The sequence below is a fragment of the Lysinibacillus sp. K60 genome, assembly GCF_019731275.1.
GTDB classification, from domain to species: Bacteria; Bacillota; Bacilli; order Bacillales_A; family Planococcaceae; genus Lysinibacillus; species Lysinibacillus capsici.
The window spans coordinates 107,802-128,465 of the sequence record NZ_JAASJR010000005.1; the positions used below are offsets into that span (position 1 = coordinate 107,802).

The 20,664-nt window shown below is 38.3% G+C and carries 22 protein-coding genes; 15 read left to right on the forward strand and 7 right to left on the reverse strand.

The genetic code is table 11. The annotated features are described in order from the left end of the window. Positions 1–35 precede the first annotated feature (35 nt). The 13 genes from HCH28_RS12390 (at position 36) to HCH28_RS12445 (ending at position 11,661) form a co-directional block, all read left to right on the forward strand. On the forward strand, positions 36–617 hold the full coding sequence (locus tag HCH28_RS12390) for a LemA family protein (RefSeq protein WP_221681181.1): 582 nt from the start codon (positions 36–38) through the stop codon (positions 615–617). Continuing rightward, positions 617–1,366, forward strand: coding sequence for a TPM domain-containing protein (locus HCH28_RS12395; protein WP_221681182.1), 750 nt, complete (start codon positions 617–619; stop codon positions 1,364–1,366). The genes HCH28_RS12390 and HCH28_RS12395 overlap by 1 nt, the downstream gene beginning before the upstream one ends. 148 nt (positions 1,367–1,514) lie before the next feature. Further along, positions 1,515–1,709, forward strand: a complete 195-nt coding sequence (locus HCH28_RS12400) for a hypothetical protein (protein ID WP_255601261.1) — start codon at positions 1,515–1,517, stop codon at positions 1,707–1,709. An 83-nt stretch (positions 1,710–1,792) separates the two neighbouring features. After that, a complete protein-coding gene (locus tag HCH28_RS12405; protein ID WP_221681183.1) occupies positions 1,793–2,026 on the forward strand; it encodes a glutaredoxin family protein in 234 nt (77 codons plus the stop codon). A gap of 261 nt (positions 2,027–2,287) precedes the next feature. Next, positions 2,288–2,410 carry a hypothetical protein gene (locus tag HCH28_RS25035; RefSeq protein WP_004228055.1) on the forward strand — a complete coding sequence of 41 codons (123 nt, stop codon included), beginning with the start codon at positions 2,288–2,290 and terminating at the stop codon, positions 2,408–2,410. Positions 2,411–2,584: 174 nt separating this feature from the next. Next, on the forward strand, positions 2,585–3,637 hold the full coding sequence (locus HCH28_RS12410) for a sugar-binding transcriptional regulator (RefSeq protein ID WP_221681184.1): 1,053 nt from the start codon (positions 2,585–2,587) through the stop codon (positions 3,635–3,637). 126 nt (positions 3,638–3,763) lie between these two features. Next, a complete protein-coding gene (gene gap, locus HCH28_RS12415; RefSeq protein WP_004228061.1) occupies positions 3,764–4,780 on the forward strand; it encodes a type I glyceraldehyde-3-phosphate dehydrogenase in 1,017 nt (338 codons plus the stop codon). 533 nt (positions 4,781–5,313) lie between these two features. After that, a complete protein-coding gene (locus HCH28_RS12420) occupies positions 5,314–6,498 on the forward strand; it encodes a phosphoglycerate kinase (RefSeq protein ID WP_221681185.1) in 1,185 nt (394 codons plus the stop codon). 19 nt (positions 6,499–6,517) lie between these two features. Next, positions 6,518–7,279, forward strand: coding sequence for a triose-phosphate isomerase (tpiA, locus tag HCH28_RS12425; RefSeq protein WP_048390882.1), 762 nt, complete (start codon positions 6,518–6,520; stop codon positions 7,277–7,279). Next, entirely contained in the window at positions 7,272–8,813 is a 1,542-nt protein-coding gene (gpmI, locus tag HCH28_RS12430; RefSeq protein ID WP_221681186.1) for a 2,3-bisphosphoglycerate-independent phosphoglycerate mutase, read from the forward strand. Before tpiA ends, gpmI begins: the two co-directional genes overlap by 8 nt. A gap of 2 nt (positions 8,814–8,815) precedes the next feature. After that, positions 8,816–10,108 (forward strand): phosphopyruvate hydratase, encoded by a 1,293-nt coding sequence (eno, locus tag HCH28_RS12435; protein ID WP_221681187.1) that lies wholly within the window; start codon positions 8,816–8,818, stop codon positions 10,106–10,108. A gap of 637 nt (positions 10,109–10,745) precedes the next feature. Then, positions 10,746–11,273: a DUF6241 domain-containing protein gene (locus tag HCH28_RS12440; RefSeq protein ID WP_221681188.1), complete on the forward strand. Its 528-nt coding sequence runs from the start codon at positions 10,746–10,748 to the stop codon at positions 11,271–11,273. Between the two features lie 163 nt (positions 11,274–11,436). After that, the gene (locus tag HCH28_RS12445) at positions 11,437–11,661 is read left to right on the forward strand and encodes a chemotaxis protein (RefSeq protein ID WP_313150517.1); all 225 of its coding nucleotides are present in this window, start codon (positions 11,437–11,439) and stop codon (positions 11,659–11,661) included. Between the two features lie 42 nt (positions 11,662–11,703). Here the strand turns inward: HCH28_RS12445 and dltD are convergent, their stop codons facing one another. The 7 genes from dltD to HCH28_RS12480 form a co-directional block, all read right to left on the reverse strand. Further along, on the reverse strand, positions 11,704–12,879 hold the full coding sequence (dltD, locus tag HCH28_RS12450) for a D-alanyl-lipoteichoic acid biosynthesis protein DltD (RefSeq protein ID WP_221681189.1): 1,176 nt from the start codon (positions 12,877–12,879) through the stop codon (positions 11,704–11,706). Continuing rightward, positions 12,876–13,109, reverse strand: coding sequence for a D-alanine--poly(phosphoribitol) ligase subunit 2 (gene dltC, locus HCH28_RS12455; protein ID WP_016994756.1), 234 nt, complete (start codon positions 13,107–13,109; stop codon positions 12,876–12,878). The genes dltD and dltC overlap by 4 nt, the downstream gene beginning before the upstream one ends. Before the next feature lie 42 nt (positions 13,110–13,151). Beyond that, positions 13,152–14,315 (reverse strand): D-alanyl-lipoteichoic acid biosynthesis protein DltB, encoded by a 1,164-nt coding sequence (gene dltB / locus HCH28_RS12460; protein ID WP_221681190.1) that lies wholly within the window; start codon positions 14,313–14,315, stop codon positions 13,152–13,154. Continuing rightward, positions 14,312–15,787 carry a D-alanine--poly(phosphoribitol) ligase subunit DltA gene (dltA, locus tag HCH28_RS12465; protein ID WP_221681191.1) on the reverse strand — a complete coding sequence of 492 codons (1,476 nt, stop codon included), beginning with the start codon at positions 15,785–15,787 and terminating at the stop codon, positions 14,312–14,314. The genes dltB and dltA overlap by 4 nt, the downstream gene beginning before the upstream one ends. Positions 15,788–15,804: 17 nt before the next feature. Continuing rightward, positions 15,805–15,942 (reverse strand): teichoic acid D-Ala incorporation-associated protein DltX, encoded by a 138-nt coding sequence (locus HCH28_RS12470; protein WP_221681192.1) that lies wholly within the window; start codon positions 15,940–15,942, stop codon positions 15,805–15,807. 280 nt (positions 15,943–16,222) lie between these two features. Continuing rightward, a complete protein-coding gene (locus HCH28_RS12475; protein WP_221681193.1) occupies positions 16,223–17,869 on the reverse strand; it encodes an alkaline phosphatase in 1,647 nt (548 codons plus the stop codon). Between the two features lie 148 nt (positions 17,870–18,017). After that, positions 18,018–19,265 carry a transglutaminase domain-containing protein gene (locus HCH28_RS12480; RefSeq protein ID WP_221681194.1) on the reverse strand — a complete coding sequence of 416 codons (1,248 nt, stop codon included), beginning with the start codon at positions 19,263–19,265 and terminating at the stop codon, positions 18,018–18,020. Between the two features lie 205 nt (positions 19,266–19,470). Between HCH28_RS12480 and secG the strand changes: the two genes are divergently transcribed. After that, a complete protein-coding gene (secG, locus tag HCH28_RS12485; RefSeq protein ID WP_004228101.1) occupies positions 19,471–19,698 on the forward strand; it encodes a preprotein translocase subunit SecG in 228 nt (75 codons plus the stop codon). 194 nt (positions 19,699–19,892) lie between these two features. After that, positions 19,893–20,639, forward strand: coding sequence for an alpha/beta hydrolase (locus tag HCH28_RS12490; protein WP_004228103.1), 747 nt, complete (start codon positions 19,893–19,895; stop codon positions 20,637–20,639). Positions 20,640–20,664: the final 25 nt, after the last annotated feature.

The window sequence follows — 20,664 nt, forward strand, 5'->3', positions numbered from 1 at the left end:
AGATAGAAGGAAAAGCAAGTCAAGGAGGCTTAAATTTGAAAAAGTTACTTGGACCAATTGGAATAATTGTCATCATTCTTGTTGTAATCGCCTTATTATTTATACCTAAATATAATAGCCTGGTGACAGCTGAGGAAAATGTTGATTCTAAATGGGCACAAGTTGAAAATCAGCTCCAACGTCGCTATGATTTGATTCCCAATCTAGTGGAATCTGTGAAAGGCTATGCGAATCATGAGCAAGAGGTGATAGCAAATATAACGGAGGCACGTGCACAAATGGGAAATGCAAGCTCACCAGAGGAGCAAGCTGTTGCCAATGATGCATTAACTGGCGCTCTTAGTCGTTTACTAGTAGTTGTAGAAAATTACCCAAACTTAAAGGCAGATGCAAACTTCCGCCAGTTAATGGATGAGCTAGCAGGTACCGAAAATCGGCTGGCTGTAGCACGTGAGGATTACAATAATGAGGTACAGCAATTTAATAAACATGTTAAACGTTTCCCGGGGAATTTAATAGCAGGGATGTTTGGTTTTGAACAAAAAGAATACTTTAAAGCCGCAGCAGGAGCTGACAAAGCACCATCTATCGACTTTAGTCAATCGGGTACACATTAATGAAACGTTGCATTGTACAGATGATCATCGTTTGTTTGGTGCTTCTTTTTTTCTCGAATCTAGCAGAAGCAACGATGCCATCACCGATGAAAAATACGTATATACATGACTTTGCCAATGTAATTTCTGTCAATGTTAAAGAAGAGCTAAATCATTATTCCGAGCAGTTGGATCAAGGCACTGGTGCTGAAATCATGGTAGTCACAGTTGATAGTCTTTATGGACAAGAGCCGAAAATGTATGCGACAAAATTGATTCGTTCATGGGGCATTGGTGACAAGGAAAAAAATAACGGTGTCTTGATTTTAGCTACCTTAGGTCAAGGGGAAGGAAATAACGACGTTGTAATTGCCGTGGGTCAGGGATTAGAGGGAGCATTACCAGATGGTAAATTAGGACGCATTTTAGATAATGCATTTTATCCCTCAGCAAGTACTGGTAATTTAGATCAAGCTTTTCAAGCAACTTATTCTGAAGTTTTTCGCGCTGTTGCCCAAGAGTATAATTGGAACGGTGATTTGCCGGCGCAAACAAAAGAAGAGGATGACATACCCACTTGGTTAATTATCCTAATCATTATCATTGTTATTATTATCTATTCATTCTTTTCGAAAGGTGGCGGAGGTCCTCGCTCTGGAGGCTATGGCGGTTATCCAGGTAGTTTTGGTGGAGGACATTCGAGTAGGGGGAGCTTTGGCGGATTTGGTGGGGGATCTTCTGCTGGTGGGGGAGCAAGCAGAAAATTTTAATAGAGGTAATGGCGAACTATTCTATTTAGTTCGCTTTCATTTTGGCTCCATTAAAAACCTCTCAATTATTTACAATAATGCTAGAATTGTTATAATTTAAATATATCGACAATCGATATAACGTAAACTGATATAGGGAGGAATCATTTTGAAAAAAAGATTTTTATCTGCATCGTTAGCAATTATTTTAACAACCTCTGTAGTTATTCCTGCAACAATGCAAGATGTTCGTGCTACCAATGAAACAAATAGCAGCGTAATAGCACAAGAAGAACGTGTGTCAGCGCAGGAATTTTTGAATTTAGCTGTAACAACTTTAACATTCCAGCACGGCTCAGGCTAAGACAGCTCAAATAACCATCATCAAATAATAGTAGCCATTTATTCATTGCCACATCGTTTATAATAAAGGAGGAGGTGCTATCTATGAAAATTAAATTTTTTAGTAGGGCGAATTGTCCGTTATGTGTAGAAGGATTACAGACATTAAAGCTTGTTCAGGAAGATGTTCTATTTGATATTGAAATAATTGATATTGAGCAGGATGATCGCATACATGAAAAATATATGCTAATGATTCCGGTAGTTGAAAAAGAAGGTGATGTCATGCAGTATGGTCATTTAGATTATGCCACGTTAATGGAGCGATTAGGCAGTTAATCTGCTGAAAGTATAAAGAGTTATTAACGGTATAAATGACTTTATTATTAGGTGTCATTCTCACAATTCACAAATTGTTCAATGAAAGCGGTTTGATTTTGAACAGTTTGTGAAGACCTTCACATTACTCTTTCTTTTCCTAAAAATCGGAGTAGAATAAATATCAAGTAAGAAGTTGTTATAAAACAGTTTAACGAATGTATCACAAATTTTAGTGGTTGTTATATTACAAAAATGAATGATGTGAAGGGAGATTTTACAATGTGGGTTATTACAGTATTTGAGAAAAAGGACGTTCGTATTTTTGAGTTTACAAATAAAACTGAAGCAACAAAAGCTTTAGAAGGTTTTAAAAAGAATGCGATTTTATCTTTTACTAAATAAGTACAACAAAGTCTTGTAGCTGTTTTTAGAGCTATGAGGCTTTTTTTATCCAGAACAAGACAACTACTTGCACTTTAAAACAATGCATATTATAATAAAACCATAAGTGGGACACAAAATAATTAAGTGGGTTAAAAATAAACCCACAACTATTAATTAGGGGAGTAGATAGATATGTTAACTGTTCCAGAGGCACAGCAAAGGCTACTTCCTGAAATGTATCCGCTTCTGCAAGCAAGATATCGAATATTGCAAGCCGTTCAACTCATGCAACCAATTGGACGACGTACACTAGCTGATTCACTGAAAATGACAGAAAGAGAAATACGTAAAGAAACTGATATTTTACGTGAGCAAGGGTTATTAGATGCGCAAAAGTCGGGTATGGTATGTACAGATGATGGTGTAATAGTCATTGAAAAATTAAGAGCCATCGTTTATGAATGGTCTGGTTTAACCCAGCTTGCAAAAGTGCTTGAAAGCCACTTTGGCATCCAACGTGTAGTCGTAGTTCCTGGTGATTACAATGAGGATCATACAATCCTAACCATGCTCGGCAAAGAAGCAGCATTGCAATTTATGTCGACTGCTTTTGATGGGCAAGTTGTAGCTGTCACTGGTGGAAAATCTGTTGCCTCACTTGCGCAGTTTTTACATCCTTTAGACGGACAAAAGGATATCACTTTTGTCGCTGCACGCGGGGGGATTGGACATGAAATGCAAATGCAGGCCAATACACTTGTTGCAACATTTGCCATGCAAATGGAAACACAATATCGTACTTTATTTTTACCCGAGCATTTAAGTGAGCAAGCTTATCAAGCGATGCTAACAGAGCCGATGGTTACAGAAATGATGGCCTTCTATGATCAAGCAGATTGCGTCATTCATGGGATTGGCTCCGCAGAGGAAATGGCTATTCGTCGTAACTCATCTCCTGAGGATTTGCGAATTCTTGAGGAAAAAGGTGCTGTGAGTGAGGCTTTCGGCTATTATTTCAATGCCGATGGAGAAATAGTACATCGTATACGCACAATTGGTATCCAGCTTGAGCAGGTACAAAACAGTGAACAGGTCATTGCAGTTGCAGCAGGAAAACAGAAGGTCAATGCAATGCTTTCTTATTTTAAAGTAGCACCTAAGCAAACCATATTTGTAACAGATGAAGCAGCGGCCAAAGCAATTGCTGCTAAAATATCTTCTATAGAAAATAACCATCTTGAATGATGGCAAAGTTGTAAACATGTCACTCGATCTCAGAAAGTGCTAAAGCATTTTTTGAATGAGCATAAAGTAAATTTTGATGTCTCTATTCATAGAGACAGACATCACACATTATTGGAGGAATTAACAATGGCATTAAAATTAGCGATTAATGGATTTGGACGTATTGGACGTTTAGTATTTCGTGAGGCAATGAAGCATGATGAATTTGAAGTAGTAGCCGTAAACGACTTAACAGATGCTGGTCAGCTTGCGCACTTATTGAAATATGATTCAGTACACGGTATCTATGATGCTGAAGTCAATGCAGATGAAGATTCTTTCGTAGTAAATGGTCAACGTGTAAAAGTATATGCTGAAAAAGATCCTGCACAATTACCATGGGGCGAATTAGGCGTAGATGTAGTGCTTGAATGTACGGGTCGATTCCGTTCAATGGAAGAAGTAGGCAAGCATATTGAAGCAGGGGCGAAAAAAGCGATTCTATCAGCACCAGCAAAAGGGGCAATGCCTACATTTGTTATGGGTGTAAACCATGAGGATTATAACCCAGCAACTGATGATGTGATCTCCAATGCTTCTTGTACAACAAACTGTCTAGCACCAGTAGCTAAAGTACTTGATGAGAAATTTGGCATTGAACGTGGTATGATGACAACAATTCACTCTTATACAAATGACCAACGAATTCTAGACTTCCCACACTCTGACCCTCGTCGTGCACGTGCTGGAGCAGTGTCTATGATTCCAACAACAACAGGTGCAGCAGTAGCTGTATCAAAAGTATTGCCACAATTAAAAGGTAAGCTAGATGGTTTCTCTATGCGTGTGCCAACACCTAACGTATCATGTGTTGACTTAGTTGTAGAACTAAAAGCAGATGTATCGAAAGAAACAATTAATGCAGCATTAAAAGAAGCTTCTGAAAATGAATTAAAAGGCATTTTAGATTACAATGAGCTACCATTAGTATCAATTGATTATAACGGTAACCATTATTCTTCTACGGTAGACGGCCTTTCAACAATGGTGTTAGAAAACAAAATGGTGAAGGTTTTAGCTTGGTATGATAACGAAATTGGTTACTCTACTCGCTTAATGGACCTAGCTTTATACATTGCTGAACAAGGCTTAAACCATAAATAAGTATCATATTTCGACATTTTGAGTAAAAAGTGTGACATATTACTGCTTTTTATGCACAAAAAGTATAGCCTTTATAATATCGAATAGATATAATATACAAGGGTATTGGGAGTAAGGGATAACCCTTACTCCTTTTTTCTAGATTCAGCAGAAACGCCCACCTCTATAGGTGGTGAGATGAATACACAAATTACTCTCTTGATTCATTGATGTAAAATCACCGACTGAATTAAGGTAAAAGCCTCAGTGAATGTAACAGATTTTGAAGAGGAACAAGTTCGGAAAAAATCGGGAGTTAAATACACTGAGGCGTAATTGATACATGTTGATTGCAAGACATCGCAGTTAACTTTTGCTACTATAAAAACAAGTATTAGGGTTCATTATCAAAAGTTGGAGAATCATCCTTACACGAGATAGTGACGCTGAAAAAGTACCAAAATGACTATTCAATTTAGTAAGCATGGTGTAGAGCCAAGATGGGTAAAACACAAGAGTGTAAGACTAAAACAAACTTTGAAGGGAGTTTCTTCATGTTAAATAAGAAAACAATGAAAGATATTGATGTTAAGGGTCAACGCGTTTTTGTACGTGTAGATTTCAATGTACCAATGGCAGACGGTGCTATTACCGATGAGACGCGTATTCGTGCAGCGATTCCTACAATTGAGTATTTAGTAGAGCAGGGAGCTAAAGTTATTCTAGCTTCTCACTTAGGTCGTCCAAAAGGTGAAGTAAAAGAAGATATGCGTTTAACAGCTGTTGGCATTCGCTTAGCGGAACTAATGGGCAAGCCTGTTACGAAGCTTGATGAATCCATTGGGCAAGCAGTGGAAGAAGCCGTTGCAAATATGCAAGATGGAGACATTCTACTGCTTGAAAATGTACGCTTCCATGCTGGTGAAGAAAAAAATGACCCAACATTAGCACAGCAATTTGCTCAGCTAGCAGATATTTATGTTAATGATGCTTTTGGTGCAGCCCACCGAGCTCATGCTTCTACAGAAGGAATTGCTAAGCATATTCCAGCTGTATCTGGATTCTTAATGCAAAAGGAATTAGATGTACTAGGTAAGGCATTGTCTAACCCTGAGCATCCGTTTACAGCCATTATTGGTGGTGCCAAAGTAAAAGATAAAATTGGTGTTATTGAAAGCCTATTAGAAAAAGTAGATCACTTAATTATCGGTGGTGGTTTATCCTTTACATTTATTAAGGCACAAGGCCACGATATCGGTAAATCATTGCTAGAGGAAGATAAAATTGAGCTAGCAAAGTCCTTTATTGAGAAGGCAAAAGCAAAAGGTGTGCAATTACATATGCCAGTCGATGCTGTTGTGGCAAATGAATTTTCACAGGATGCTGAAACAAAAGTCGTTGATGTAGATGCTATTCCAGCTGATTGGATGGGTCTAGATATTGGACCTAAAACGGCTGCAAACTATGCAGAAGTTATCAAAAACTCTAAATTAATCATTTGGAATGGACCAATGGGTGTCTTTGAAATGGACAAATTTTCAAACGGCACAAAAACAGTTGCTGATGCAATGGCAACAACAGCTGGCTACACAGTAATCGGTGGCGGTGATTCAGCTGCGGCAGTTGAAAAATTTGAAGTAGCAGATAAGATGGATCACATTTCTACAGGTGGTGGTGCTTCCTTAGAATTAATGGAAGGCAAAGAGCTTCCAGGGATTGTAGCACTAAACGATAAATAAGCTAATCGGAGGCAAAATGATGCGTAAACCAATTATTGCAGGTAACTGGAAAATGTTTAAAACATTTGAAGAGGCTATTCAGTTTGTAGATGCTGTACAAGAAAAACTTCCTTCCAATGACAAAGTAGATGCTGTTATTTGCGCACCAGCTCTTTACCTACCTACACTTGTGCAAGTTGCTAGTGAGTCAGAGCTGGCAATTGGTGCACAAACTATGCACTATGAAAATGAAGGTGCTTTTACGGGTGAAATTAGTCCAGCACAGCTAGCAAGTGTGGATGTTGACTATGTCATTTTAGGACACTCTGAACGTCGCGAATACTACAATGAAACAGATGAAGCGATTAATAAGAAGGTAGCAGCAGCACTTGCACATACTATCGTACCTATTATTTGCTGTGGCGAAACACTAGAAGAACGTGAAGCAGGCACAACAGAGCAAAAAGTGGCTGGCCAAATTAAAGCAGCACTTGCTGGGTTTGAAGCACAGCAAGTAGAGCATATGGTCATTGCGTATGAACCGATTTGGGCGATTGGTACTGGTAAAACGGCTACGGCAGACGATGCAAATCAAGTATGCGGAGCGATTCGGGCAGTAGTAGAAGAGCTATATAATGCTGAAACTGCGAATGCCGTCCGCATTCAATATGGTGGCAGTGTTAAGCCTGATAACATTCAGGAGCTTTTATCCAAAGAACATATTGATGGTGCTTTAGTTGGTGGAGCAAGCTTACAACCAGAATCTTATTTAACATTATTGGAGGCGGCAGCAAATGCCTAAAAAGCCAGTAGCATTAATTATTTTAGACGGCTTTGCATTTCGAGATGAAATATTCGGGAATGCAGTAGCACAGGCGAATAAGCCAAATTTTGATCGATATTGGCATCAATTTCCTCATGCGACATTAACAGCAGCAGGAGAAGCCGTTGGATTACCTGAAGGACAGATGGGGAATTCCGAGGTGGGGCACCTAAATATCGGTGCAGGACGTATCGTATATCAAAGCTTAACACGCTTAAATAAATCTATTCGTGATGGAGATTTCTTTACGAATCAAGCCTTTTTAGATGCAGTAGCACATGTGAAAGCTCATCAGTCAAAGCTACATGTTATGGGCTTATTATCAGACGGTGGTGTTCATAGTCACTATGAGCATATGTTTGCTCTATTAAAGCTAGCTAAACAGCAGGGGTTAGAGGAAGTTTATGTACATGGCTTCTTAGATGGTCGTGATGTTGGTCCAACAACAGCATTAGACTATATCGAAGAAACTGAAAAGCAAATGGCTGAAATAGGTATAGGGCAATTTGCTTCGATTCATGGACGTTACTATGCAATGGATCGTGATAAACGTTGGGATCGTGTTGCACTGACTTATAATGTACTGGTGGATGGCGTCGGTCAAACAGCAGAAAGTGCTAAAAGTGGTGTAGCAGCATCCTATGAGCGTGAGGTAACAGATGAATTTGTCATCCCATTTAGCATTCAAGAGCATGGCGAGCCAGTAGCAACAATTGGCGATCAGGATGCAGTGATTTTCTTTAACTTCCGTCCTGATCGTGCAATTCAGCTGTCAACAGTTTTTACAAATGAAGCATTCGATGGCTTTGCTATATCTGCAAATCATCCAAAGAATTTAAAATTTGTGTCCTTCACACACTATAGTGATGAAGTCAACGCACAGGTTGCTTATGAAAATGACAACTTGAAAAATACAATTGGTGAAGTATTAGCGACGAATGGGAAAACACAGTTGCGGATTGCGGAAACTGAAAAATATCCACATGTTACATTCTTTATGAGTGGTGGACGTGAGGAAAAATTCCCTGGTGAAGAACGTATTTTAATTGATTCTCCAAAGGTGGCGACATACGATTTAAAACCTGAAATGTCTGCCTATGAGGTGACAGAAGCCTTACTTGCAGAAATTGCGGCTGAAAAATTTGATGGCATTATTCTTAACTTTGCCAACCCTGATATGGTTGGTCATAGTGGAATGCTGGAGCCAACAATTAAAGCCATTGAAGTAGTAGATGAATGCTTAGGGAAAGTAGTAGACGCACTCCTTGCAAAAGGTGGCGCAGCTATTATTACAGCTGACCATGGCAACTCTGATGAAGTGTTAACTTTAGCAGGTGAGCCAATGACAGCTCATACAACAAATCCTGTTCCAGTAATTGTGACAAAATCAAATATAATGTTAAGAAATGGTGGTATTTTAGCCGATTTAGCGCCAACCATGTTAGAATTATTAGAGGTGTCACAGCCTACTGAAATGACAGGACAATCATTAATTGAAAAAGAGGAGAATTAATTATGCCATTTATTACACAAGTTTATGCGCGCGAAGTTTTAGACTCACGTGGGAACCCAACAGTAGAGGTTGAAGTATTTACAGAATCAGGCGCATTTGGCCGCGCAATCGTACCATCAGGTGCATCAACAGGTGAATACGAAGCGGTAGAATTACGCGATGGTGACAAATCTCGTTACCTAGGCAAAGGTGTATTAAATGCAGTTGAAAATGTAAACACAATTATTGCGGAAGAATTAGAAGGTAACTATTCTGTTCTTGATCAAGTAGTCATCGACAAAGCTTTAATCGAGCTAGATGGCACGGAAAACAAAGGCAAGCTTGGTGCCAACGCAATTCTAGGTGTATCCATGGCAGTTGCACATGCTGCGGCAGATTATTTAGATGTACCTCTTTATCAATATCTTGGTGGGTTCAATTCTAAGCAATTACCAGTACCAATGATGAACATCCTAAACGGTGGTGCTCACGCAGATAACAATGTAGACATTCAGGAATTCATGGTTATGCCTGTTGGTGCAGAATCATTCCGTCATGCATTACGTATTGGCGCGGAGATTTTCCATAGCCTAAAAGCTGTTCTAAAAGCAAAAGGCTACAACACAGCAGTAGGTGATGAAGGTGGTTTCGCACCAAACTTAGGCTCTAACGAAGAAGCAATTACAGTGATCTTAGAAGCGATTGAAAAAGCAGGCTACAAACCAGGTGACGAAGTGAAACTTGCAATGGACGTAGCATCCTCTGAACTATTCAATAAAGAAGATGGCAAATACCACTTAGATGGTGAAGGTGTTGTCAAAACTTCTGAAGAAATGGTTGATTGGTACGAAGAGTTAACAAATAAATACCCAATCATTTCAATTGAAGATGGCTTAGACGAAAACGACTGGGCTGGACACAAGCTATTAACAGACCGTATCGGCAAACGCGTACAATTAGTAGGTGATGACCTATTTGTAACAAATACGAAAAAATTATCAGCAGGTATTGAGCAAGGTGTAGGAAATGCAATCCTGATCAAAGTAAACCAAATCGGTACGTTAACTGAAACATTTGAAGCAATCGAAATGGCCAAACGTGCAGGCTACACAGCGGTTATTTCTCACCGTTCTGGTGAATCAGAAGATGCGACAATTGCTGATATCGCTGTTGCAACAAATGCTGGTCAAATTAAAACAGGTGCTCCATCACGTACAGACCGTGTAGCTAAATACAACCAACTTCTTCGCATCGAAGATCAACTTGGTTCAACAGCAGAGTATCTTGGTTTAAATTCATTCTATAACTTAAAATAAGTATTTGATTGAAGCGAAAATGCTTTGAACTTAGTAAAATACAGCTTTTATATTTGAACCTCTGATTTATAAGTGTGATAAACACTTGTAGATTGGGGGTTTTTCGTGCTTATTAAAGATTTGTTGAAAGAATTTACATTCGCATTACAGATTAAAAATTATTCAATTAGAACAACAGAAACTTATAACTACAATACAGCTCACTTCATTCAATATCTTAAAAAATATATTCAACATCAATTAATTCTTGGTAAAAAGGCGACTTACCTTAATTAAGTCGTTGGGGTGTTTTACACGTATTTGGTTGCGGAAGAATATGTCACTTAAACATCATGGCACACTCAGAATCGTTGTGTGATGAACCTTGGTGAAAAGGATACGAATTGTAATCTCACCCTTAGAGAGCAACTATGACGGACTTACCTATATTAACGCATACAAAATTGTATTAGTTGTATTTAATCAACGAACGCAATTTTGCGTTGGTACCTACTGTATACAATGTACATACCATTATCTACGAACAGGGTTTTTCATTGAAACTTATTTCAATATTCTGCTATTATTATCCTAATTACATAATATAAACCAATACATAATGATATAATGATATAAATGACAATGAGGAGTTAATGACATGAAGAGAAAAACAAAATCTGCAATTGTTATCATTGTAATATTGGTCATTTTTGGAGGGATTTTTGGTTACATTAAATCCACCGAACAAATGGAAAAACCTGTTGCCAAAAAAGAAAGAGCCACTATTGTTGTTGACGGAGCACCGCTTGAAGATAAAAAAGTTACAAAAGAAGAATTGCTTTATCCTGACAATTTAGTGGAAAGCAAAGTAAATGAAACCATCCATAGCATGTCCCACCAAAAAGTGAAAGCTGCTTCTCAATGGGGTCGTGAGCGAATAACACAAGAAAAAGTTGACCGATTGTTAACTGTAGTTAAAATGAACGATTATAAATATAAAGAACTTTATATTTCAATATTGGAAAGATGGTCGAAAGGTGATTATTCAAACGCCGTTGACGACCATAACAAAATTTGGGAAATGCAAGGTGGCGATGACGCGACAAATTCAGGAAGAGCAACACGTTTATTATCGCCCGAGGAAGAAGAGCAGTATATTGAACAATTTTACACAGATGAAAAATAGGTGAAGCTTTGGATTGTATGCAAATCTTTCTGTTTGTAATCATTAATATTTATTACACAAAATCCACCAATTCCTAAGATACAAAAAAATTATTGATGGAGGGTTTTATTTATGAACGAAGAAAGAAGCGGCACAAGCAAGCCAATACGGTGCAGGTTTCAATATCGTAGCGCAAGAGGTAAGGAAGCTTTCTAGTGAGACAGCTACAGCAACAGAACAAATTGAAACCTCTCTTAAAACGATTACGAGTAATATTCAAACACTTATGGAAAGCATGGAGCAAATTGAAACAGCCTCCAATGATCAGGCAGAGCAGGTTCAACATTTTAGTGAAGCCATTGAAAAATTAAATGAGATAACCGAGCAAATGGCGCTATACATACGATAATAAGAAAGGACAGTCTACTATATTAGACTGTCCTGACTTTTGTTATGGCTGTGACCAATGCTGATCTAGTTCTTGATCGAGATAAACCCAGCCCTTCCAGGCAATATGAATCGTATCCATTATAAAATAGGGATCATATTCATGATCTGAAAAATCAACATAGGCAACATTCGCATCCTTTAATACTTGCTCCATTTTATCGTAATACTTTTGACGGCGCTCCTCAGGATAGCCATTATAATCATACCAATAGCCATTCACCGGAATGGAGACGAATAGTGGCTTGGCACCTGCATCCTTTAAAACATCGATCACTAGTTGGAAATCCTCGTATTCAGGAGAGTTTGAATAATCCTCTTTTTTTCGTATATCCTTAAACTTTGAAAATTTAGCATTTACAAGTCGCTGATAGGCGCGATCTTCAATCATATAGTCATTGGATACACGCTTCTCCCCATATGCCTCTGCATGCTGCAATTGTTGCTCAAAGCTTTGATTGGCAATGAGCTTGTCATTACTTTTTAATGCATGACCTTTACGTGGGAAAAGGGAATAATATAAATCCTTCTTTTCTAGTAATGCCTTGTGGAAACGCCCCGCGACCATGGCCATACGTCCAGTAATTGGTTTTTCCTTGCCGTTAGACATTTGATATTGATACATGGTCTTTAAGAGGCGATCCCGTTTGACAGTATCAAATTCTAGTAGGCGCTCCATTGCTCTTTTATGAAGATTGGCATCCATCTCCTGATTAAAGGCTAAATCATAAGCATGTAGCATGGAATAATTCGGTGAAAAGTGAAATTCACCCATGCCCTTCTCTGTAAACCACTGTGGAGAGATGATAAAGACCACTTTTTTATCCTTTAAATTCTTTTCTTGTGCTGCGAAATTCAAGAAGTGGGTAATGGACTGCATGCCTCCACGTCCAATCATAAAGGTCGAATACGGAGCATCAGTTGCTCGCGTATAATTGTATGGATGGAACGGATCAAAACGGTTTAATTCCGAGGAGCCATAAAGTGGCATGGAACTAGGCTCCTGCAACATTCGCTCCTGTAAATATGTGCCCTGAAATACAAGTGGAGACATGTTCGTTTTGGCTTGTTCCACATCCTCATTGGATATCCATGCTTTAATCCAAGCATTAGGAAAAAAGACAAAGCCCGTAAAAAGAGCAAATGCAATAAATAAAGAAAGAAAGCCTTTTTTGATCATTGTCTTTCAGCTAATTTCCCTGCTATTCGATTAGGCGTATTCCATTCTTCACGATTGAAATCAGTAATAGGGACAGAAATATTAAAACGATTTTCAATTTCAACTAATAAATTAATTGTCCCAAACGAATCCAGTAAACCTTCTTCAAATAAATCTATATCTGGGTTTTCTACAATAATTTCATCTTCACATAACTCGACTAGCATTTCTAAAACTTGTTGTTGATCCATTAATAATTCTCCTTTAGTGAACAGGCTCTTACAGCCCTTTGTTTAAAATAATGTGCCAGAAAAAATATAGAAGCCGAAGCATACAGCATGAAATGTAATGATTACGCCAATAGCATGCGTCCATTTATTTTTTGGCCAACGCTTATGCTTTTTATTCCAGCGTTCAAATTTATCAAAGCTGATAATCAATAGGGCATGATAGAGTCCATAGACCACAAAATGCCATTCCAGACCATGCCAAATACCCATTAAAAAGAATAGTAAAAAGAAGCCTATATACGAAATAGCAAATTTATTTTTTAGCCATTTTTTCTTTGTCATCCAAAGGACAAAGCGCATGTAGACATAATCCCTAAACCAGAAGGAAAGGCTCATATGCCAACGATTCCAAAAATCTTTAATATTGCGGCTGGCGAAAGGGCGATTAAAGTTAATCGGTGTTTGGATACCCATTATCCGGCTCACACCAACAGCAAATGCACTATAGCCAGCAAAATCAAAGAATAAGTAAAAGCTATACATATACATATACGCTAGCTGCCCCTGAAAAGGTGTCAAATAGTTATAAGTATGGTTAGGCAAATAAATAAGCGTGTAGTTGTAAATTAAATAAGCCAAAATAAACTTATATAAAAAGCCGACAAAAATATAGTTAATACCACTCAATAGCAGCTTTTGGTACTCCTCCGAGGAAGGCACGGCATGAAAATCCTTTGTAAAACGACGCCAACGATCAATCGGCCCCGATGATACGGTAGGAAAGAATAATAAGAAATAGACTAGCTCTACTACCGAAATTTTCTCTTTCATCAAGCCATCACGGGTTTCTAAAATCATTTGCACCGCTTTAAACGTAATGTAGGATACACCAAGGAAGCCAAATAAATGATGTAACCCGAGAATCGGCAAAACCTTTACAAGAATCAAGGGTAATATGGATAAAAGCACCGCTATTATAAAAATGGTTCCGCTATTTTGCTGAAGTCGATAGCGCTGATAAGCCACAATAAGTACTACCTGAAAGACAGTAAATAATACGAGCGAGATGGACCCATTCAATGAATGTCCGAAGATTAATGCTAAGACAATGACCGAAACAAAAAGATTATAGCGTTTCGAAGATTTGCCTCGTAATCCTAAGAGGATGGTAGGTAGTAATAAAAGTCCGATGATCACAAAAAATGCTATATTTCCATAAGGCGTCATACTGTCTCCATAACCGCCAATCCTTTACGATCTACCTTACCATTTGGATTTAGTGGTAAAGCGTCCATATATTTAAATGTTTTCGGTATCATATAGGCAGGTAAGTACGCCGATAAAAGTGCCTTCAATTGCTTTGTTGTTTTAAAAGCAGCGTCTGTTAATGGCTCACGTAAAACAATATGGGCACTAAGAGAAATGATTTCCTTCTCCTTATAAACAGGTACAACAACACAGCTTGAAACAGGTGGCAGGTTACTGATTTGTTTTTCAATCTCTTCAATCTCTAAACGATAGCCATGTAATTTCACTTGGAAATCCTTACGACCTGAAAAGAACAAATAACCATCCTGCACAAAGCCTATATCACCTGTTTGATAGATGCGATCGCCATCCACGATCGGGAAAGCTTTAGCTGTTAATTTAGGCGCTCCCAAATACCCTGCGCTAACGGTTGGCCCTGAAATAATAATTTCCCCATCTTCTGCTACAGAAACGTTTGGCTCCGTTATAGGGGCAATCGGTAATTGTTCGAAGCGTCCTACTAGCTCTTTCGCCACCTTTACATAGGATACAGCGACGGTTGTTTCCGTAGGACCATATAAATTATAAATTGTTGCCTGTGGAAAACGGAGCATCAACTCGTTACATACCGCTATCGGTAAAACCTCTCCGCAAAATAAAAAAGTATCCAATGCAGGCATGAGTTTTTGATCCCATTCTTTGTTCATCAAACACATCCTGGCAAAAGAAGGTGTAGAAGTCCATACACGAGTATTTGACGTCGCTAATGAATCAAACAATGCTTTTGGATTAGCAATTTCTTGCTGTGTAATCGCATAAAGTGTGTGTCCACCAACAAGAGCTGGGTAGAGATCCATAACAGATAAATCAAAGGAATAAGGTGCTTGGTTTAAAAATACGCCGTCTTCCTGTAAAGGGAAGTGATCCTGCATCCACATTACAAAGTGTGTTAGATTACTAGCTGTTATTTGTACCCCTTTTGGTTGACCCGTTGAACCAGAAGTGTAAATAATATAATGGATATCCTCATCATGAACCCATGTTGCGGATGATAGGATCACGTCCTTTGAGGAGGCATCCAGAATATCATGCACTGCCATAACTGGAAGGTTCATCTGCATCTGTAATAGCTCTGTTGTCAATACTAAACCTGCTCCAGAAGCTTCTGTAATGAGTTGTAATCTTTCCGATGGTGTTGATGAATCAACAGGTACATATGGATGGCCAGCCTTTACAGATCCGATAAACGCAACAATTTGTAGGGGGGACATATGTCCATAAATGACAATAGGTTGTTGTCTCCGCAACTTAAGCTTCATTAAATAATCGGCAAGACGATCCGATAAATGCCAAAGCTCACTATAAGTTAAGGAGGCATTGTGTGTCTGATAAGCAGTTTTTTGTGGCTGCTGGATGGCCACACGTTCAATAGCTGCCAAAATACTTAACATTTTTTAATCTCCTTTATTTAAAATTCCGTATATATAAATGGTCCAGCGTTCATATCATGGAAGCCATGTATAAGAAACAACAGTACCAAAACAATCAAATAAAACATCGTGAAGCCAATGAAGCGTAAATACTCATTATTTTTGATGGATTGCATTTGTCCACCTCCAATGAAAAAAAGTATAGGATTAAACTTTCAAAAAAATAGTAATTTACTAGTTAAAAATCCTTACCTTATGTTTTTAACACTGATTTGACGGAATGTGGAGAAAAATGTTGCTGAATTAAGATGAATTCAGTAAATCATAAGATTAATTTAAGGTAAATTTAAGGTTTTGGGGGGATATGTAGAGTTTACAAATTATTGGCTGGTTTACTTATGTAAAAAAAGCACGAACATAAGGGAATAATCTCAACTTATGTTCGCGCTATTATTTTTATTTCACTTGATTAATAACTTTTTTAGATACATAAAATTCAGAGCCATTGTAGACATTGATTGTATCAAATGTATGAGTCTTTGCCGTGTTTGAGGAAGTTTGTTCATACGTCATCGTGTTTTTGTTGACTGGAATTTTCACTGTGACATCTGCTTTTTGCGCAATAAATGTTGGATTTTCTTTATCCGATAAGTCGATTTTTGTTGTAAATCCTTTTTCCGTAAATGCCTTCGTTGCAGGCACATATAAATCATTTGTTAATGTGTTTAAGTCAAAGCCCATAAAGCGTGCCATTGTATGAGCTAAATCAGTGTTTTCTACTAATCCTGTCAATTTATAAGGACCAAATGAATATAAGAATACATCTTCACCCGTATGGCCACCTGTTGTATAACCGATGTTTGCACGATTGGCTAGCATTTTTACCATTTCACTACCTAAGTCTTTAGCAGACTGTAATGTTTTAAGCTCGTCCTCCGTTAATGAATCTAAGCCATAAAGAGCAGCGACCTCAACTAAATTAGAGCGATCTTCTTTTAGCTGGCTTAAAGCTCCTTCAATGGTCATCGTAGCTTTTTTTAACGGGTCGATGTAAGCAGAGACTGGAATGCTAGAATAGGTACTAGTAGTGTTAGCGTTCCCCATCGTAATGCCGCTATTTCCATGATCAGTTACTGCAATGACTAGAGTATTACCGTCTTCCTTCGCAAAATCGACTGCTTCTTTCACCGCATCATCGAATGATAATATATCGCTAATGATACCAATTGTATCGTTGGCATGTGCAGCCCAGTCAACCTTGCTACCTTCTACAAAGAGGAAGAAGCCATCCTCATCCTTTTTCAGCGTATTGATTGCTTTATTCGTCATTTCAGCAAGTGTAGGCTCAGATGCTCTTGTTTTTGCACGATCTAAATCATAAGCAAGTGAACTTGGTGCAAAGCTTCCCCAAATTTTTGAGGATTGACTATTAAATAGCTCATCGCGCGTTTTAACGAGATCATAATTTTTTTCATTCAAAACCTTGATTAAATCCTCGCCATCTTGACGGGCATTTTTCGATGTGCCTGGTGATAGTGATTCCAGACCACCGCCTAAGACAACATCAATATTTTGATAAACCTGCTGCTCTGCAATATCCCCATATTGACTTCTATTGTTGACATGGGCAGAAAAACCAGCTGGTGTAGCATGTTGAATTTCGGAAGTAGAAATTAATCCAGTGGCCTTACCTTGCTGCTTAGCTCCTTCTAGCACATTGGCTACAGGGCGGAAGGCTTCATCCTTAGCGATTTGCGCTAATCCAGGGGAGTTGATCACAGATGGGAGAACACCTATATATTTATCGTTCGATTTATGGCCAGTTGCTAATGCTGTCGCAGCAGGCGCGGAATCGGTAATGGCAGATTCAGCAGAATATGTGCGCATAGCACCTGATAAAATTTCATCCATTGCTAGGCTTTCACCTTTATACCAGCGGGAAAGGGTGACAGCATTATTACTACTACCATCCATCACAAGCATAATGACATTTGTCGGTTTCTTTACTTCGGCTGCATGTACCTCTTGCTGTGAGATACTAACTGCGGATAAAGTCACTGCACTTGCTAAAAACAATGAAGTCCATTTTTTTGCGTATTTCATGATTTTCCTCCTTTAGATGAATTCAACTGTAAGTGTAAAGGAAGGGTGTAAAGCTAGCGTTAAAGGTTTGTTAATGAAATATGGTAATTATGTAAATGAAAGGGGAGAAAAGAATCTGTGTAAGGGTCACACAGATTCTTTTGGGGCATTACAAATTTTCCTGATGTTGTGCACCATCGATCGTTTCATAATATAAAATGTCTTCTTCAATGTACAAGTTGAGGACTTCATCTTCAAGTAAGACTTCTTCAGAGCCGTCCTGGACATTAATTTTTGTTAAATAACCGGCATTGTCATAGTCACTGCAATAAATGGAATCATCATAAGTAGCTAAATAATAGCATGCTGTTTCTGTAATTTGATTGTTTTCATTTGTGTCTAAATTATAGGAATAGACCATATTATCTTTGATATTATTATAATAAATCACATCATCGACAGTATGGGCATACCACATATCATGCATAAAATCATAATTGTTATTTGTAGCAGTAAAATAATTTTCATTAACCCATAAATGATCTTGGCTTAATTTTTCATCACTGACTAAAAAGTATTCATAGGAAATCGCATAAGGCTCCGCTGAATCCACGTCATTCCACGTTGTATCAAGATGATACCAATTGCCATCGATACTGACTAAATTCCAAGCATGCAGCTGATCCTCACTATAGCCATATACGTATTTCGCTTCTACATCCGAAGCTAATAGTAGGCGATAAGCTAGTAGAGCATAAGCTTGACATACCGCAGTTTCTTCGTTTATCAGCTCAAAAACCGTTTGTCCCTCAGTAGAGCCTTGTTCAGTATAAGTGGCTAACTGTACAACCGTATCATTAATGATTTTAGCACGTTCAAAATCTGTCATATCTGTCGAAATATACTGATCAGCAAAAGCCTCTACATATTGATCGACCTTTTGCTCCTTTTTGGCATCTGTTAAGTAATCAATCGACAACTCTACCAAATAGCCATTATCTATTTCCCAAGCCGTCCATTCATAAGTAAGAAAATAACCAGCTGTATAGGGATCGACGAAGGAAAGCAGGCTATTTAAGTCATTCAGCTGCACCTCAAAATCTTCGAAGTTTAGCTTCCCAGTATAAGGGACTTCAAAGTGCTGTTCAAACTTTGCTACTTGTTTTTCAACTTTTTTAGTGAATTGTAGTAAGGCAGGATCATCCTTAAATAATGAGGTTGAGAAAAGATCATTAGGTGAAAAAGAGGCAGATAGCGCTTTACTTTCTGGTTTCTTCATATCATTCTCTGTATCTTCTGCTAAGGTTGTGGTTGTTACATCCTCTTCCTCAAGAAGTAGGTCAATGGCCTTTGAGCATGCCGTAAGAAAGGGAATCATGCAGCATAGTACTAGCAGCGCTGTTATTTTTTTATTCATTTTCCCACCCTCCAAAAAAGTTCATTTTTGCCATTATAATTTAATTTGTAGGGAGTGACATCCACAAATAGTAGCACAAGTCGACAAGGATGGAAGCATGAGGCGGAAAATTTCCAGCAAAACATAAAGCGAAGTTTGTCATCACAACCTTTTTTTGTTATAATGTAGTCTGTTGTGATGTTTCAAAGTTCGGGAGGTGCAGTGAATGCATACAGTAGTATTAGTTTCATTAGTTATCGTATCATTAGCGTTAATCGTTGTGGTATTACTTCAATCTAGTAAAAGTGCAGGCTTATCAGGTGCCATCTCGGGTGGAGCTGAGCAACTATTTGGAAAGCAAAAAGCACGTGGTATGGATTTAATCCTTCACCGTGCAACAATTGTGTTAGCTATAGTGTTCTTTTTATTAGCAATCGCTATTACAAAAATCTAATAGTTGAAGATATATCGCCTAACCGAATTGGTTGGGCGTTTTCTTTTATCATTGTTAAATGGTAAATTCTCTCTCTGTAGTAAAAAATGAATGGTAACGCAATAACCAATGATCCGCTGGGCATCATCGAGATGACGAGATTGGGTATAGTATGTATATATGTATAAGTGTTGTAGAATGAAGGAGTGCTTACAGTGAACAAATCATTATCACAGCCATTTTTCTTTCAGGCAGGACCACGTGCTGTTTTATTATTACACGGCTTCACAGGAAGCTCTGCAGACGTACGAATGCTTGGTAGATTTTTAGAGAAAAAAGGGTATACTACATTAGCACCTCACTATAAAGGTCACGGTGTGGAACCAGAAGAACTAATCACAACAGGTCCAGCAGACTGGTGGCAGGATGTTATTGCCGCCTACAAACAGTTACAGGATGCTGGCTATCAGGAAATAGCCGTTGCTGGACTTTCATTAGGCGGTGTTATGGCATTAAACGTTGCATTAAATAATCCTGTTAAAGGCATTGTGACAATGTGTGCCCCTATGACAATGCGTACAACCGACGTTATGTTTGAGGGTGTCTTGAAATATGCAAGGGACTATAAAAAGTTCCAAGGGAAACAGGAAGAACAAATTGAAGCTGAAGTTGCAAGTATTGCTGACAAAGGCATGCCATCTCTACAGCAGCTTCGAGAATTTATAGCCCGCACTCGTCAAGAAATTGACATGATTTATGCGCCTATTTTCGTCGTACAAGCTACAAATGATGAAGTAATAGAGACAGAATCTGCCAACATTATATATAATCAAACTGAGTCACTTGAAAAGCACATCAAGTGGTATGAAAACTCAAAACATGTTATTACATTAGATCAAGAAAAAGATCAATTACATGAGGACATTTATCGCTTTTTAGAAAGCCTAAATTGGGCACAATAATATAAATAGGATTTTCTCATGAAGG